Annotated in this window: 16 protein-coding genes and 1 riboswitch; of the genes, 8 read left to right on the top strand and 8 right to left on the bottom strand. The window is 31.3% G+C overall.

Annotated features, from left to right (window positions below):
- Positions 1-213: 213 nt before the first annotated feature.
- Genes AAC053_RS02100 through AAC053_RS02090 form a run of 3 tightly spaced genes read right to left on the bottom strand, consistent with a single transcriptional unit; the run spans position 214 to position 3,225 of the window.
- Entirely contained in the window at positions 214-1,005 is a 792-nt protein-coding gene (locus AAC053_RS02100) for an ABC transporter ATP-binding protein (protein ID WP_339752163.1), read from the bottom strand.
- A complete protein-coding gene (locus tag AAC053_RS02095; protein WP_339752162.1) occupies positions 1,006-2,031 on the bottom strand; it encodes an iron ABC transporter permease in 1,026 nt (341 codons plus the stop codon). It abuts the gene before it with no gap.
- A gap of 51 nt (positions 2,032-2,082) precedes the next feature.
- The gene (locus tag AAC053_RS02090) at positions 2,083-3,225 is read right to left on the bottom strand and encodes an ABC transporter substrate-binding protein (protein WP_339752159.1); all 1,143 of its coding nucleotides are present in this window, start codon (positions 3,223-3,225) and stop codon (positions 2,083-2,085) included.
- Between the two features lie 200 nt (positions 3,226-3,425).
- Positions 3,426-3,646: riboswitch (cobalamin riboswitch) on the top strand.
- A 63-nt stretch (positions 3,647-3,709) separates the two neighbouring features.
- Between AAC053_RS02090 and AAC053_RS02085 the strand changes: the two genes are divergently transcribed.
- The gene (locus tag AAC053_RS02085; protein WP_339752156.1) at positions 3,710-5,635 is read left to right on the top strand and encodes a TonB-dependent receptor plug domain-containing protein; all 1,926 of its coding nucleotides are present in this window, start codon (positions 3,710-3,712) and stop codon (positions 5,633-5,635) included.
- Positions 5,636-5,666: 31 nt separating this feature from the next.
- Here the strand turns inward: AAC053_RS02085 and AAC053_RS02080 are convergent, their stop codons facing one another.
- Positions 5,667-7,109 (bottom strand): S41 family peptidase, encoded by a 1,443-nt coding sequence (locus AAC053_RS02080; protein WP_339752153.1) that lies wholly within the window; start codon positions 7,107-7,109, stop codon positions 5,667-5,669.
- 164 nt (positions 7,110-7,273) lie between these two features.
- Here AAC053_RS02080 and AAC053_RS02075 point away from each other — a divergent pair, with 164 nt between their 5' ends.
- Genes AAC053_RS02075 through AAC053_RS02060 form a run of 4 tightly spaced genes read left to right on the top strand, consistent with a single transcriptional unit; the run spans position 7,274 to position 9,450 of the window.
- Positions 7,274-7,783: a sigma-70 family RNA polymerase sigma factor gene (locus AAC053_RS02075; RefSeq protein WP_339752151.1), complete on the top strand. Its 510-nt coding sequence runs from the start codon at positions 7,274-7,276 to the stop codon at positions 7,781-7,783.
- The gene (locus tag AAC053_RS02070; protein WP_339752150.1) at positions 7,764-8,255 is read left to right on the top strand and encodes a hypothetical protein; all 492 of its coding nucleotides are present in this window, start codon (positions 7,764-7,766) and stop codon (positions 8,253-8,255) included. The genes AAC053_RS02075 and AAC053_RS02070 overlap by 20 nt, the downstream gene beginning before the upstream one ends.
- Positions 8,256-8,283: 28 nt before the next feature.
- Positions 8,284-8,856: a DUF4252 domain-containing protein gene (locus AAC053_RS02065; protein WP_339752149.1), complete on the top strand. Its 573-nt coding sequence runs from the start codon at positions 8,284-8,286 to the stop codon at positions 8,854-8,856.
- Between the two features lie 48 nt (positions 8,857-8,904).
- The gene (locus tag AAC053_RS02060) at positions 8,905-9,450 is read left to right on the top strand and encodes a DUF4252 domain-containing protein (RefSeq protein ID WP_339752146.1); all 546 of its coding nucleotides are present in this window, start codon (positions 8,905-8,907) and stop codon (positions 9,448-9,450) included.
- Between the two features lie 35 nt (positions 9,451-9,485).
- Here AAC053_RS02060 and AAC053_RS02055 read toward each other — a convergent pair whose 3' ends face one another.
- The 3 genes from AAC053_RS02055 to AAC053_RS02045 form a co-directional block, all read right to left on the bottom strand.
- The gene (locus AAC053_RS02055; protein ID WP_339752145.1) at positions 9,486-9,713 is read right to left on the bottom strand and encodes a hypothetical protein; all 228 of its coding nucleotides are present in this window, start codon (positions 9,711-9,713) and stop codon (positions 9,486-9,488) included.
- Between the two features lie 5 nt (positions 9,714-9,718).
- Positions 9,719-11,062, bottom strand: coding sequence for an adenylosuccinate lyase (gene purB / locus AAC053_RS02050; RefSeq protein WP_339752142.1), 1,344 nt, complete (start codon positions 11,060-11,062; stop codon positions 9,719-9,721).
- 126 nt (positions 11,063-11,188) lie between these two features.
- The gene (locus AAC053_RS02045; RefSeq protein WP_339752139.1) at positions 11,189-11,752 is read right to left on the bottom strand and encodes an adenylosuccinate lyase; all 564 of its coding nucleotides are present in this window, start codon (positions 11,750-11,752) and stop codon (positions 11,189-11,191) included.
- Positions 11,753-11,908: 156 nt separating this feature from the next.
- Between AAC053_RS02045 and AAC053_RS02040 the strand changes: the two genes are divergently transcribed.
- From AAC053_RS02040 to AAC053_RS02030, 3 genes are all read left to right on the top strand, one after another.
- Positions 11,909-12,382 (top strand): heme-binding domain-containing protein, encoded by a 474-nt coding sequence (locus AAC053_RS02040; RefSeq protein ID WP_339752136.1) that lies wholly within the window; start codon positions 11,909-11,911, stop codon positions 12,380-12,382.
- Positions 12,383-13,630 (top strand): glycosyltransferase, encoded by a 1,248-nt coding sequence (locus AAC053_RS02035; protein ID WP_339752133.1) that lies wholly within the window; start codon positions 12,383-12,385, stop codon positions 13,628-13,630.
- A 297-nt stretch (positions 13,631-13,927) separates the two neighbouring features.
- Positions 13,928-14,158, top strand: coding sequence for a helix-turn-helix transcriptional regulator (locus AAC053_RS02030; protein ID WP_339752131.1), 231 nt, complete (start codon positions 13,928-13,930; stop codon positions 14,156-14,158).
- Positions 14,159-14,468: 310 nt separating this feature from the next.
- On the opposite strand, the gene AAC053_RS02025 is transcribed toward AAC053_RS02030, so the two are convergent.
- Positions 14,469-14,909: a VOC family protein gene (locus tag AAC053_RS02025; RefSeq protein ID WP_339752129.1), complete on the bottom strand. Its 441-nt coding sequence runs from the start codon at positions 14,907-14,909 to the stop codon at positions 14,469-14,471.
- Between the last annotated feature and the right edge of the window lie 117 nt (positions 14,910-15,026).

The raw sequence follows: 15,026 nt of genomic DNA, 5'->3' as shown, positions 1-15,026 counted from the left end.
CATTAGCTACAGCTCCCATTTCGGTAACTACTTTGTCTGGTAAGTCGTTTAATTCCATTCCTTATTTTTATGATTAGATTGTAAATTTCTTTTTTTGCTATTAAACAGAAATAATAGTGTAAAACACTATTTGTAGATGCGATTTTTGTACCTAACTGGTAGTTAGTTGTGAATAGGTGAAATTAAATAAGAAGAGAGAAAGCCGTTATATTATTATTTAATCCTAAAATTTCCAATAGTTTTATCAAATACAATTAAATCTTCTGGAAAGAGTGTATCAAAAACACCTTTCGAGATTAAATTACAAGGTTGATCACAATACAATTCGTTTGCTTTCATAACAATCATAGTATCGCATAACTGAATAGCCAAATCAATTTCATGAGAAGAAAATAAAATTGTTTTACCAGTTTTCTCAGTCAATTTTTTAAGCAATTTTAATATGTATGCTTTATGATACATATCGAGATGTGTCGTTGGTTCGTCTAAAACTATAACATCTGTATCTTGAGCAAGAGCACGAGCAATCATTACTTTTTGTAACTGACCATCACTTAGCTCATAACATCTTCTGTCTTTTAAATCAGTAATGTTTACTTGAGCCAACGATTCTCTTACAATAGTATTATCTTTATCTGTAAGATTACCAATCCAATTGGTATAAGGGTGTCTTCCTAAAGCGACCAACTCATAAACAGATAGATTTTTTGATGTTAAAGGTTCGGTTAATACAATACTGAGCTGTTTAGCTAAATCTTGAGTAGAAGTTGTATTGATGTTTTTATTGTTAAGTGAAATTGAACCAGATAAAGCTGGTTGTACTTTAATTAATGTTCGTAATAGTGTCGATTTACCAATTCCATTAGCACCAACTAAACCAATTAATTGCCCTTTCTTAAGTTTAAAATTGATATCAGATGCAATTACAGTTTCAGCTTTCTTGGTCTTGTAACCTATTGAAAGTTGTTCTGCTTTTAGGATGATATGTGATGTTTCTTTCTTCATCTAAAACATCATTTTACGTTGTTTGACTAATAACCATATTACAACTGGTGCACCAACTAGAGCTGTTATAGCATTAATGGGTAAAGTATAATCGCTAGTAGGTAATTGCGATATTATGTCGCAAATTAGCATTACTATGGCGCCAAATAAAAATACGGCTGGTAGTAATACTTTATGATTTGAAGTTTTGAAAATCTGACGCGTTAAATGCGGAATAGCCAAACCAATAAACGCAATTGGTCCAGCAAAAGCTGTAATTGTACCTGCAATTAAACTTGTGGCAAGTATGATAATGAGTCGACTTTGTTTCAGGTTTAAACCTAAACTTTTGGCATAATTATCTCCTAGCAAAAGACTATTTAAACCTTTAATGGAAGCTATACTTAAAATAAGTCCAAAAGCATAAATTCCGAAGAAAATCAGAAGTTCACTCCAAGATAGATTACTTAAACTACCAAAGCCCCAAAAAATGTATTGTTGTAATTGTTCTGCTGAGCTAAAGTAGGAGAGGACACTAACCACAGCAGCTGTAATGCTGCCAAACATTAAACCTATAATGAGTATAGCCATTGTGTCTCTTACTTTACTCGATACAGCTAATACCGCAAGTAATACCAAGAAACTTCCTAAACTAGCGGCAATTACAATACTCCATTTAGATATTAGAGCTGTAGCAAACAATCCGCCAAATAATCCTGAACCTAATATTACTAATGCCACACCTAAGCTAGCACCAGAACTAATTCCTAGAACAAAAGGACCAGCTAATGGGTTTCTAAACAAGGTTTGCATTAATAAACCAGAAATTCCTAAACCAGAGCCTACCAAAATAGCTGTAATAGCTTTGGGTAATCTATAATCTATAATAATAATGTCGTAGCGTATAGTACTATCAACAGTTCCGAAAAAAATATTAAAAATACTTTTTAGAGGAATACTAACAGAGCCTAAGCTGATATTTACCACAAAACAGAGCAGCAAAACCGCTATCAGTAATATAAATGAATATGTGTAACTCGTTTTCATTTCTGTTAAAGACCTCACAGGTTTTCAGAACCTGTGAGGTCTCTTGTTGTGTTATTTTAGTTTCGTAAAAAAATAGGGTTCATAATCGATTAACAATTCAGGATGTGTAATTTTTATTAAATCTTTTAGCACCAAATCTGGTCTTGCTGTTCCTAATTCGTAATACAGCACGCCTCCTGTTTCACCTGTTTTATTGGCAAATGTATAAATGTTTTTCTTTTTGAAAGCTTCAAAATTTGTGAATAATGAATTGGCTTTTTCTAATTGCTCAAAGCTAGAATAGTAAGATGGATTCAACCATAAATCTGCATCTTTTGCTTTAAATAAAACAGATTCAAAACTCAAGGCTAAACTCCCGTTTCCAGTAGTTTCACTCCAAAGATAATTGACATTGGCATCCTTTAAAAATTGTGCTTCTGGACTAGAACCATTTGGTAAATACCATGCGTCACCATCCATAGCACCACTTAAAACCGTAGGCTGATGTTTCGCTTGTTTTGCGATGTCTTTTGCAGCTAGATAATCACGTTCAATAGCATTGAAAATTGAATCGGCTTCTTTCTCTTTATTAAAAAGAACACCAAAAAACTTAATCCATTCGGCTTTTGCCAAAGCTGAAGATTCTACCCAATCGCCATTATAAATTACAGGAATACCTGCTTTTTTAATAGTTTCAAACGTTTTGTTTACACCATCAACACCAAAACCAATTATAACATCTGGATTTAACTCTAGTAACACTTCGGTATTTATACCTTCATTTTTCCCTAATTCTCTTATTTTTCCTTCGTTTATAAGTTTTCTAGTATGTTCTGAAGAAATATAATCTGTACCAGGAAAGCCAACTAAGGTTTTTTCTACACCTAATAATTCTAAAGCAGGAATATGCGTTGTCGAAGTAACTACCGTTTTATTAATAGGTGTAATTATAACACCATCATAATCTTTCTTGTTATATATGGTTTTGGCAGCTTGCTCTTTTGTAAGTAATAAATAGATATATTTTTTTTCAGCCTCTGGCCAAGCTTTTGTTATTTCTATAGTTTTAAAATCATTTGATCGATTGATTTTAAACCCTTTAGCGTGTTTTAATACCAATTGATTGATCTCAGAAGTTTCTAGGACTTCGGTTTTAGTCTTATTTTTACATGCACTAACGATTAAAAAAAGAAATAAAAATCTAATAATTTTCATATGTAACCTTTGTAACTCTTTTTCACATTATTGGTTTGTAATTTTGATAAAACTAAATATTATGAGAGACGATTCAAATTTAACACTATATATCGTTGCAGGAATAATCATTGCACATTTTTTAATAGGCTTCATATATCTTATTTATAAATTGAATAAGAAAAACAAGGATTAACCTTATAACGTTATTTTAAAATATTATTTTTGCGCCGAAATTAGGTTCTAATCGTTAACCGATTAGATTAAAAGGGAATCAAGTGAAATGATGCTCGATTGAAAATCGAAAATCTTCATTCTTGAACTGTTCCCGCAACTGTAAGCTATAAAGCTTGTTATTACCTTCAATGTCACTGGATATTTATCTGGGAAGACCAATAACAAGACGCAAGTCAGGAGACCTGCCAATTTCAACATAGAAGTCAAACTTTCGGGATAAAAGTTTACATGCATAATTCTGTATGTTCTCGAGTAATTAAAAATTAAAATGAACAAAACAAAAGTGTTTTGCAACATACTTGGTATGTTATCTATTGGTTTTGCGCAATCGCAAACCGATTCTACAAAAGTTGAAAAATTAAATGAAGTGGTTGTAACAGACTCTAAATTTCAACTAAAACGTGAAAATTCTGGTAAGGTTATTACCAAAATTACTTCAAAAGATTTAGAAAAATTACAAGGTCAATCTATCGCAGAAATTATTGGTAGAACTGTTGGTGTAGAAATTAATGGAGTACGCAGTAATGCAGGTCAGAATCTTAGTTATATTATTCGAGGTGGTCGTAATCGCCAGGTTTTAATACTAATTGATGGTATTCAGGTTACAGATCCATCGCAAATTGCAAACGATTATGATTTACGTTTATTAAATGCAGATCAAGTGGAGTCGATTGAGATTTTAAAAGGCGCTTCAAGCACATTATACGGTTCTGGCGCAGCAACAGCAGTCATTAATATTAAGTTGAAGGAAGCTTCTAAAAAAGCTTTCAATTTAAGTTTAAGAAGTTCAGTTGGTACAAACCAATCTGCGGACGAAAATAATTATGCTATTGAAGATTTTAGAAATAGTATTTCTGTAAATGGAAGTACAGGAAAATATAATTATTTAGCAAGTTTTGGGCAACAATTTACGGATGGATTATCGGCAATTAAAGGAGGGACAGAATCGGATGCTTTTAATAGTTATAATGGAAATTTAAAACTGGGTTACACTTTTAGTAAAGCATTGAAAATTAACACTTATGCAAGTTTTGATAGATACAAAGCAGATTTTGATGATGGATTTAGTATGATGGATGCTGATAATCGTTCGCTTTCTAAGCAATACAGAATAGGTTTGTCGCCCGAGTTTAAATACAATAATGGAAGTATTACAGTTAACGCAGCTTACAATGATGTAGAGCGGGAGATAGAATCTGGTTTTCCTTCTATATTCAATTCACAAAGTGTTATTGTTGATGCTTTTAATCGCTACAATTATAACGATAAGTTTTATACAGTTTTGGGTGTTAATTTTCAAGATAATCAAATGGAAAGTTTCTCAATTCCTTTCGGTGAAGCAGAATTTAGTCAATCTATAAATCCAGACAATGCACATTTTACGATTACAGATCCTTACGCTAATATCGTGTATGTTTCCGATTTTGGTCTAAATGTTAACGCTGGTATTCGTCTCAATAATCATAGTGACTACGGAAGCTATTTGGTTTATAATATAAATCCATCTTATAAAAAGGAGTTAGAATTTGGTTATTTAAAGGGTTTAGTGAGTTATAGTACTGCTTTTATAACACCATCTTTATATCAGTTATTTGAGCCAAATTATGGAAACACGGATCTAAAACCAGAAGAAAATCAAACCTTCGAAATAGGTGGTGAGCTCTATATAGAAGATAAAGCGACTTTAAGTCTCGTATATTTTAATAGAAACGAAGAGCAGTTCATTGATTTTATTGACACTGGAGGTTTTGTGTTTCAATATCAAAATATTAGCGAATCATTTACAGCTAGTGGTTTAGAATTTGTGGCTAATATTTCAGCAATTAAAAAGTTAAATCTGAATGCTAATGTTACTTATACGACTTTGGATGAAGATTTGAGTTTAAGAATTCCTGAAGTTAAAGTGAATATACGTTTAGACTATGAAGTGTCTAACTTAACCTTAGTAAGTCTTTCTTATCAGTACAATGACGATAGAGACGATGTAGTCTTTAATAATGCCACTTTTGAAAACGATGCGGTAACTTTAGAATCTTATGGCTTATTAGATTTTTATATCAGTCATAAAATTGTAAATAATAGAATGACTTTGTTTGCAAATGTGACAAATATATTTAACGAAGATTACCAAGAATTATTTGGTTTTACCACTAAAGGTAGAGGTGTTAGTTTAGGCCTTAACCTGAATCTATAATATGAAAAAAGCCGCTTAAAGCGGCTTTTTTTTATTCTACAAACATCAAGCCTTCAAGTTTAGAATTGAGTTTTGGAGTTTTAATTTCTAGCAGTCTTTGAATTTCAATATTAGTGTTAGATGGTCTATCTACACTAATAATATCTGCTATTGCAGCAGCTAAAAGAGGCTCAGTAAGCGTGCCTAAAGTACCAAATGTGCTTGGAGTTTCTATAAGTTCAATATTGGGAACTAAGCCAGTAGCTGGCACTAATTCATCATTTACGTTTGTTGAGTTAGCAATTAAGGGAATTAAAGCATAAGTATGATTTGGATTAACACCATTCCCTCCAAACTCAGGAGAATCAAATACGAGTTTATTCGCTTGTGTTTTACCAGCCGTATTATCACCAATATGAATGACTTCAATATAAGATCTTAGACTGTTTATTAGTAATTCACTGGCAGATGCAGAACTAGAGGAGGTTAATACATACACCTTGCTTAAATTTAAGCTATTTATTGTTGTATTGTCTTCTAGTGAGTTCACAAAATTATAATTCCTGTTCTGATTAATTTGGTTGTCATTATAAAACAATTTCGAAAATATTTGACCATTAAATTGACCAGTAATCATACTACCTAAATGGACAGCTGTCTGTATAACACCTCCACCATTATATCTTAAATCGATAACTAATTCTTGTACACCACTAGACTGAAATTGAGCAAATGCATTGTTTAGCGAAGTTTCAAAATTGTTATTAAAACCATTATACATTAAATATCCGATGCTAATACCATTGACATTTAAGACTTCAGTTCTATGCACAGGATTTTCTGTGTAAGCTACTCGAGATAAATCAGCACTTAAGCTATTTAAAGTTATAATATCGTCTGCTGTCTCTGGTGTTCCGTTATTATCGTAATCAGCAAAATTAAGAGTGTAAGAACTTTGATTTAGTAAAGAGTTAATATTTGTTGCAGTTAAGTTAGTGCCATTAACTGCTCTAAAGATTTGTCCGCGTTGCAGTCCTAAATTATCAGCAACACTATTATTCAATACTAAACTAATGGCTCCAAACACTTCTGTTTGACTTCCAGGTATTAAAAATAATTTAAACTCAATACCATTACTTAAAGAAACACCTTGTTGTAGATTTAAGATATCTAAGTAATTTGGTACAATAACACTAAATGGGTCTAATGATTCAAAAACAAGAGGGGCAAACAATTCTGCAGGTGAAGAAAAGCTCATCAAATAATCCGAATATTCTTCAGTTTTATCATATCTGTTATCAATACCATTAATACCAAACCTATCATTAAATAAATCAGGCACATTATCGTTATATAGATAATAGGCGTTCATAGCTTTCCAAACAAAATCGTTTATATCTGCACTAGCTATTAAATTATCGTCTAAATCTTCAAAGCAACTTGTTATAGTTAGCAATGCAAAACAAGTCATTAGTAATACTTTAATCTTTTTCATCTTTTAATTTTTCTTTATAAATAGCAATCGGTTTACTTCTGTCAGTAAAACTCTAAATTTACTTACAATATTGCGAACAAAAAAAACTTTGTAACAAAATGTAAAGTGTATCGTCGTAATAATGAAGACAAGTAAAATTGTAGTCAACAACCAATGTAAAAGTAATGAAGCAGGCAGATTTTGTAAGCTTAGTGATGCCCTTTAAGGATAAAGTATTTCGTTTAGCAAAACGATTACTAGTTTCTCGTGAAGAAGCTGAAGATGCTACACAAGAAATACTGTTGAAATTATGGAATAATAAACAGAAGATTGGTGAATACAAAAATGTTGAAGCGTTTTCGATGACAATGACAAAGAATTTTTGTTTAGACCGTTTAAAATCGAAACAGGCTCAAAATTTAAAAATTGTACATAGTAATTATACGGACAACAATTCTTCATTACAAAAGCAAGTAGAAGCTAGAGATAGCATGGACTGGGTTTCTAAAATAATGGAAGATTTACCAGAACAACAAAAAATAATAGTGCAACTAAGGGATATAGAACAATACGATTTTGCTGAAATCTCTAAAATGTTAGACATGAGTGAAACCGCAATAAGAGTTTCTTTATCTAGAGCACGAAAAACAATAAGAGAAAAATTAACTAGTACACATGGCTATGGTATTAAATAATATAGAAGAATTAATAGAAAAGTACAACAATGCTGAGACAACGCTAAAGGAAGAAGCGCAGTTAAAAGCGTATTTCGCAAACGATAATGTAGAGCCTCATTTAGAACATTATAAGCCATTGTTTCACTATTTTTCTTTATCACAAAAAGAGCAGTACACCAAAGACGTTCCATTAACCACTAAGAAAACAAAATTGTATCAATGGATTTCTGTCGCAGCTGTAGCTGTTTTAATGCTTGGTTTAGTTGTACCAAGTTTCGTTGGTCCTTCTGAACAAGAAAAACAAGAAGCCCTTTTGGTTTATAACCAAACAATGGAAGCTTTGAGTTTAGTTTCAATAGGAATAAATGAAGGCAAGCAGCAACTTAATTCACTGGTATTAGTCTCTGATAATTTAAATCAGGGTATTGAAGGAGCAGGTAGATTAAGTGAATTTTCAAAAACAACAAACAAAATTTTTAAAAACAAGTAACACACTAAAATTAAAAAGTAAAAAAATTATGAAGAAATTAATCGTAATAATCGCGCTAATTGTAGCACCAATGTTATCTGGGTCTCAGAGTATTTTTGATAAATTCGAAGATATGCCAGAAGTAGTATCAGTCATAGTTAATCAAAAAATGTTTAGCTTGATAGCTAGTATTGATGTTGACATGGATGATCCAGAAGCTCAAGAATACATGAATATGGTGAAAAAAATCACTGGACTTAAAGTATTTACTACTGGTGATGATAAAGTATCAGCCGATATGAAAGCTACAGTGACAAAGTATTTAAAATCATCTCACCTTGAAGAGTTAATGCGTATTAAAGATGGTGATCAAACCGTTAAGTTTTATGTAAAGGAAGGTAAAGATGAAAACCATGTAAAAGAATTATTAATGTATGTAAGTGGACTTAAAGAAATGACTAAAGGTCAAGACATTGAAATTAATGGTAAAAAACGTGAATTTGAGACGGTCTTGTTATCGTTAACAGGAGATATTGATTTAAGACAGGTGTCTAAAATCACAAATTCAATGGATATTCCGGGTGGTGAGCAGTTAAAGAAAGCTGGCGAAAAGAAAAACTAATAATTGTTAAACGAGCATGTATCCTTAAACAAGTAATAAAATAAACCCATGAAACAATCAATCAAAAAATCAATGGTTTTGTTGCTTTTGGTTGCAGCTTTTACAAGCTGTAACCAAGGGCCAACATTACAAACTTATTATGTGGATAACGAACTAAAACCTGGATTTGCTTCTTTCGATGTACCTACAAGTTTTATAAATGTTGAACAAGTTGAAATGACTGACGAACAGCGTGAAGCTTATGAATCGGTTGACAAGTTAAATGTGCTAACATACATTGAAGAGGATACTAATGCAGAAGACTATAAATTAGAGTTAGAAAAAGTAAAAATTATTTTAAAAGATCCTAAATATGAAGAGTTAATGCGAGGTGGGAATTCTACAGATGGCAAATTCGAAGTGAAATTTTTAGGTGAAGTGGAAAATATTGACGAACTCATTATTTTTGTAAATGCAAACAACAAAGGTTTTATGATTGCAAGAATATTAGGTGATGATATGAATGCAGGTAAGCTGATGTCCTTAAGCTCTGTATTAGAAAACGCAAAATTTGAAGATACTAATCTTAATGACCTAACAGACTTTTTTAAATAAACTTATTTAAATAAAACTGACAAATTATTTAAATGTTAATGAGAATCGTCTTGAAGTTTATCTTCAGGGCGATTTTTTTTGGTGTCATTTTTTAGCGCAAAGCCTATAGCTACAATAACTAAAGTTACAGAACCAGAAAATAGCAACACCTTAATAATAATATAATCTAATATATTAGAGAGACCTGCAATAAAAAAACCAATAGTAATAACGCCTACAAATAGAAGAGCAATAGAGTTTTTATTTAAAGGAAACAATTTCATAGATTTTAGATACCAGTATAATTACTAGGTGTAATAGCTTTTAATTCAGTTTTAATAGCATCAGAAACCTCTAAGGTATCAATAAAATTAGAAATTGAACTTTGAGTAATGGCTTCATTGGTTCTTGTTAATCCTTTTAAAGCTTCATAAGGGTTCGGATAGCTTTCACGTCTTAAAATCGTTTGAATAGCTTCAGCTACAACTGCCCAATTATTTTCTAAATCTTGAGCGAATTTAGGTTCATTAAGTAATAATTTACCTAAACCTTTAACTGTAGATTTAAACGCAATAAGAGTATGACCCAAAGGAACACCAACATTTCTTAAAACCGTACTATCAGTTAAATCACGCTGTAATCTAGAGATCGGTAACTTAGCAGATAAGTGTTCAAAAATTGCATTGGCTATACCTAAATTCCCTTCACTATTTTCAAAATCAATAGGATTTACTTTATGTGGCATAGCAGAGCTACCAACTTCGCCAGCTTTTATTTTTTGCTTAAAGTAGTCCATGGACACGTATGTCCAAACATCTCTATCTAAATCTATAATTATAGTATTAATTCGCTTTAAAGCATCAAACAAAGCTGCTGTATGGTCGTAATGCTCTATTTGCGTTGTAGGGAAAGAATGTTGTAGCCCTAATTTTTCTTGTACAAATTGTGTTCCAAAGGCTTTCCAATCTATATTTGGATATGCCACTTTGTGGGCGTTAAAATTACCTGTAGCTCCACCAAATTTTGAAGCACTTGGCACGTCGTTTAATAAATTGAATTGCTCTTTTAATCGCACTACAAAAACTTCAATTTCTTTACCTAAACGTGTAGGAGAAGCAGGTTGACCGTGTGTTCTAGCTAACATTGGGATATCTGCCCAATCCTTAGCTAAGCCTTCTATTTTTTCTAATAACGCAAAGTATTCTGGTACATAAACATCATTTATAGCATCCTTAATACTTAAAGGAATTGCAGTGTTGTTAATGTCTTGAGAAGTTAAGCCAAAATGGATAAATTCTTTGTAATCCGATAAGTTTATAGCATCAAACTTTTCTTTTATAAAGTACTCAACAGCTTTAACATCGTGGTTGGTAACCTTTTCTATATCTTTAATTGCTTGAGCATCTAGAGCAGTAAAGTTTTTATAAAGACCTCTTAGGTTTTCAAAAATAGAATTAGAAACAGATTCTAATTGCGGCAATGGTAATTCGCACAAAGCAATAAAGTATTCAATTTCTACTAAAACACGATATTTAATCAATGCTTCTTCAGAAAAATAATTACCCAAAGCTTCTACTTTAGATCTATACCGACCATCTATTGGTGAAATTGCGCTAAGTTCTGAAAGTGCCATTTATATTAATTTTTTTAAAGCATCAAATATAATGAAGTAAGTTTAGAGTTATGAGTTATGAGTTAAGAGTTTTCAATTGGCAGTTAGCTCTAAACCATTTGCTTTTAGTTATTGATTTTTTGAAATTTATTTTCGTATTTTTTTTAAAATATGTCTTGCTCTGGCTTTAAAACCAGAACTCTGCATCTGAAAATCGCGTTCTAATATGATGGCTAGTTCTGGGTGAATCCAATCATATTCATTTCCTAATAAAAATAAGGTATTCATTGCATAAGCTTTGGGTGCTATTTTCTCGTCATTAATCATCCAATCAAAACAAGCTTCTATAATTTTTTCTTTATGGATTTCTAATAGATGAGCTTTAATAATATGGTCATATTTAGAATAATAGGGTTTAATTAAATATTCACAAACCTTTGCCACTGGTCTAACAGCAGAATCTAAATGTACTTTTGATATATTTTTAGTAAACATATCGAGATATGGTATAATTTCTTCAAGTTTTTCGCCACACATAAACTCAAAAACCCAAGCTGCTCTACATGAAATCTTATTGTTAACTTCAAAAAGAATTTCTAAAAGATGCGAAATCAATTCAGGTTTATTAATAACCAAATTCGCATAATACATTCGTTTTTCACGCGAATGATTTACATAATTTAATTCCTTATAAAGCTCTGTTTTAGTCAATTTTTATTGTCAATTCGAGTGTTTTTTATTGGTTCTTAAACGAATGAAAAAAGTATCGAGAATTAATTAGTTGTAAATTTACTTGTTTTCGATAAAATTTTCTTGCGAAAATCAATCAAACTGACGTAAATTTATAATTCTAAATTTAATTAAAAAATGAAGATTTTAAAAAAACTTGGACTATTATTATTAGTTGTATTTATAATTGCTCAGTTTTTCGGGCCAGAAAAAAATGATGGTGATATAGCTTCTGTTGATGCATTTTTTGCTGATACAAATCTGCCAAAAAATGTAAAGGCAATTTTTACAAGCTCATGTGTTGATTGTCATAGTGATAGCACACGTTACCCTTGGTATAACAATATTACTCCTGTTAATTATTGGTTAGATGAGCATGTAAATGATGGAAAAAAGCATTTTAATATATCTAGGTGGACAGACTATTCAGACAAGAAAAAAGACCATAAACTAGATGAGTTAATAGAAATGGTTGAAGAAAAAGAAATGCCATTGCCGAGTTATACATGGACACATAGCGACGCTAAATTATCGCAAGTGCAAATCGATGCTGTATTATCTTGGGCAAAAAGTGTTCGTTTAAAATACGTGTTTTTAAAAGAGCCACAATAATTGAAAAAAAAACTCTTAATTATTGGTTTTGTTTGGCCAGAGCCTAAAAGTTCTGCAGCTGGTAGTAGAATGCTTCAGTTAGTAGAACAATTTCAAAATCAAGGTTATGAGATTATGTTTGCGTCTGCTGCAAAAATGTCTAAAAACACATTTGATTTATCGTCTTTAGGTATTGAAATGCAAACGATTTACTTAAATGATTCGTCTTTTGATGCATTTATTACCAAATTTAAACCTGAAGTTGTATTGTTTGATCGCTTTATGACAGAAGAACAATATGGTTGGCGTGTAGCAAAGCAATGCCCTGAATCGTTACGAATTTTAGATACCGAAGATTTTCATGGTTTGCGAAAGGCTAGGGAACTGGCATTAAAAGAGAATAAAGATGTTTCTGTATTACATCTTCAAAATGATATTACCAAACGCGAAATTGCAAGTATGTATCGTTGCGATTTAAGCTTAATTATTTCTGAGGCTGAAATAGATATCTTAACTACTCAGTTTAAAATAGATAAAAGCTTACTGTATTACTTGCCCTTTCTATTAGAGTCAATCCCGATAGTTAGCAGAATTAAAGAAGAAATTAATCTATTGCCAACTTTTAAAGAACGACAACATTTTATTACCATTGGAAATTTTTTGCATGCACCAAACTATGATGCGGTTCTATATTTAAAGCAAACCATTTGGCCACTGATTAGAAAGGAATTACCAAAGGCTGAGTTACATGTTTACGGAGCTTATGAGTCTCAAAAAGTAACACAACTAAATAATAATAAAGAAGGCTTTTTAGTTAGAGGCTTTGCAGACAACGTAAATAACGTAATGAAGAATGCAAAGGTCTGCTTAGCATCTCTGCGCTTTGGCGCTGGCTTAAAAGGCAAGTTAATAGATGCAATGCAAAATGGAACACCTTGCGCAATGTCTAGTATCGCAGCAGAAGGGATGTTTGGCGAGTTAGAGCCAAACGGGTTTATAGAGGATAAGCCTGAAGCATTTGCGAAGAAAGCTGTAGAACTTTATAATGACGCTTCATTATGGAAAGCAAACCAAAAATCTTGTATTAAAATTTTGAATCAACGATTTAATAAAATGGATTTTGAATCTAGTTTTTCTTTTAAAATAACTGAACTCATTTCTAATTTAATTACTCATCGTCAAGCTAATTTTGTTGGTCAATTAATGATGCACCAAACATTGCAAAGTACCAAGTATATGAGTAAGTGGATAGAGGAGAAGAATAACTGATTTTTTGAAGATGTTCTCTTAACGTGCTTATGTTTGTTTTGCTTCGCAAGTTAACTTCAATTGACCGTTTCTTTTGTTTGATCTAAGTTTGTAAAGAGAAAACAAACCAGAGGAAAATTCTTAAAATTTAACGAATACACACTGAAACTAACAGTTAACTTTACTCACTTTTCAATTTAGTTTTTATAAATAAAAATAGTGTCATAGAGATTTCATAGCTGTGTCTTATAGCTTTTAGTCTCAAAGAAACGTTAATACTTATCTTTGATCAGTAAATAATTTAAAGACTAAAAAGTAATGAATCCTAATACAACTAATTTAAGAGATATTAAAAAAATGAGATTAGAGCGACATTGGTTACAAGATCGATTAGCAGAAATGAGTGGATTAAATATAAGAACAATTCAACGCATTGAGAATGGGAAAAATGCAGGCCTAGAATCTTTGAAACCATTATTGCTGATTCTGATAAAAAAAAAGAATTGGAACAGATTAGAAAAGAAGAAGAATATGTTCAGAATGTTATAGGATTCAATTCTCTTAATATTTTTTGATTTTTTTGGAGAAAATTAGAAAAGAAAAATAATTAGTAAAAAATTTAAAAAGAAGAAAGGAATTTTTAATTAATTACAACGTTTAACTCATGTCTTCCATCTCTTGTGTTGTAGTAGCTGTCTTTAAATTATTAAAATATAACGAACCAAAATCCGAAGGATTTTCCAAGTACACAGAGAACAAACAATTAATTATACACGTTTTAAGCTTGATGTCTATTAACTTGGGAAGCACTGAGCTAAAAAACTAGCTTTTTTAACTCAGTACTTTGTTATGTACTGTTTTACTTTCCTTTAGGATTAGCATCAAAACTAATCATCCATTGTATATCAAATTGATCTGTAAACATTCCGAAATATGAGTCCCAAAATGTTTTATTCATTGGCATAGAAACTTTTCCGTTAGCAGAAAGCACATTAAAAAGCCTATCAGCTTCTTTTTGAGAATCAGCGTTTATAGATACTGAAAAATTGTTTCCTACTGTTACTCCTTTTGCCCATTCACCACCTGCGTCACTTCCCATAAGTATAGTGTTTCCTATAGGAAAAGAGATATGCATAATATTATTTAATTCAGAATCATCAACTTTGCAATTTGGGTCGTTTTGTGGCATATCTTTAAATCTGCCAACATAAGCAAAATCGCCACCAAATGCATTTTTGTAAAAATTAAACGCTTCTTCGCAATTCCCTTTAAATGTTAAATATGTATTTACTGTTGTCATAAATTTGTTATTAATATTTCAGTCAAATTTACAATATTTTTTCTATAGGATTTGTATCTAAATTCACCTTAATTGGTTTCTTCAAACCGAAGTTAAATGTGTTCTTAGATAGTAAAA

The organism is uncultured Winogradskyella sp. (assembly GCF_963975125.1).
Taxonomy (GTDB): Bacteria; Bacteroidota; Bacteroidia; order Flavobacteriales; family Flavobacteriaceae; genus Winogradskyella.
Note: the sequence above shows the minus strand (reverse complement) of the source record. Positions and strands in the feature narration are given on the sequence as shown.

Bases quoted from the DNA above. Each gene is read 5' to 3' on its own strand.
- AAC053_RS02100 (WP_339752163.1), bottom strand. From the start codon at position 1,005: ATGAAGAAAGAAACATCACATATCATCCTAAAAGCAGAACAACTTTCA.
- AAC053_RS02095 (WP_339752162.1), bottom strand. From the start codon at position 2,031: ATGAAAACGAGTTACACATATTCATTTATATTACTGATAGCGGTTTTG.
- AAC053_RS02090 (WP_339752159.1), bottom strand. From the start codon at position 3,225: ATGAAAATTATTAGATTTTTATTTCTTTTTTTAATCGTTAGTGCATGT.
- AAC053_RS02085 (WP_339752156.1), top strand. From the start codon at position 3,710: ATGAACAAAACAAAAGTGTTTTGCAACATACTTGGTATGTTATCTATT.
- AAC053_RS02080 (WP_339752153.1), bottom strand. From the start codon at position 7,109: ATGAAAAAGATTAAAGTATTACTAATGACTTGTTTTGCATTGCTAACT.
- AAC053_RS02075 (WP_339752151.1), top strand. From the start codon at position 7,274: ATGAAGCAGGCAGATTTTGTAAGCTTAGTGATGCCCTTTAAGGATAAA.
- AAC053_RS02070 (WP_339752150.1), top strand. From the start codon at position 7,764: ATGGCTATGGTATTAAATAATATAGAAGAATTAATAGAAAAGTACAAC.
- AAC053_RS02065 (WP_339752149.1), top strand. From the start codon at position 8,284: ATGAAGAAATTAATCGTAATAATCGCGCTAATTGTAGCACCAATGTTA.
- AAC053_RS02060 (WP_339752146.1), top strand. From the start codon at position 8,905: ATGAAACAATCAATCAAAAAATCAATGGTTTTGTTGCTTTTGGTTGCA.
- AAC053_RS02055 (WP_339752145.1), bottom strand. From the start codon at position 9,713: ATGAAATTGTTTCCTTTAAATAAAAACTCTATTGCTCTTCTATTTGTA.
- purB (WP_339752142.1), bottom strand. From the start codon at position 11,062: ATGGCACTTTCAGAACTTAGCGCAATTTCACCAATAGATGGTCGGTAT.
- AAC053_RS02040 (WP_339752136.1), top strand. From the start codon at position 11,909: ATGAAGATTTTAAAAAAACTTGGACTATTATTATTAGTTGTATTTATA.
- AAC053_RS02030 (WP_339752131.1), top strand. From the start codon at position 13,928: ATGAATCCTAATACAACTAATTTAAGAGATATTAAAAAAATGAGATTA.
- AAC053_RS02025 (WP_339752129.1), bottom strand. From the start codon at position 14,909: ATGACAACAGTAAATACATATTTAACATTTAAAGGGAATTGCGAAGAA.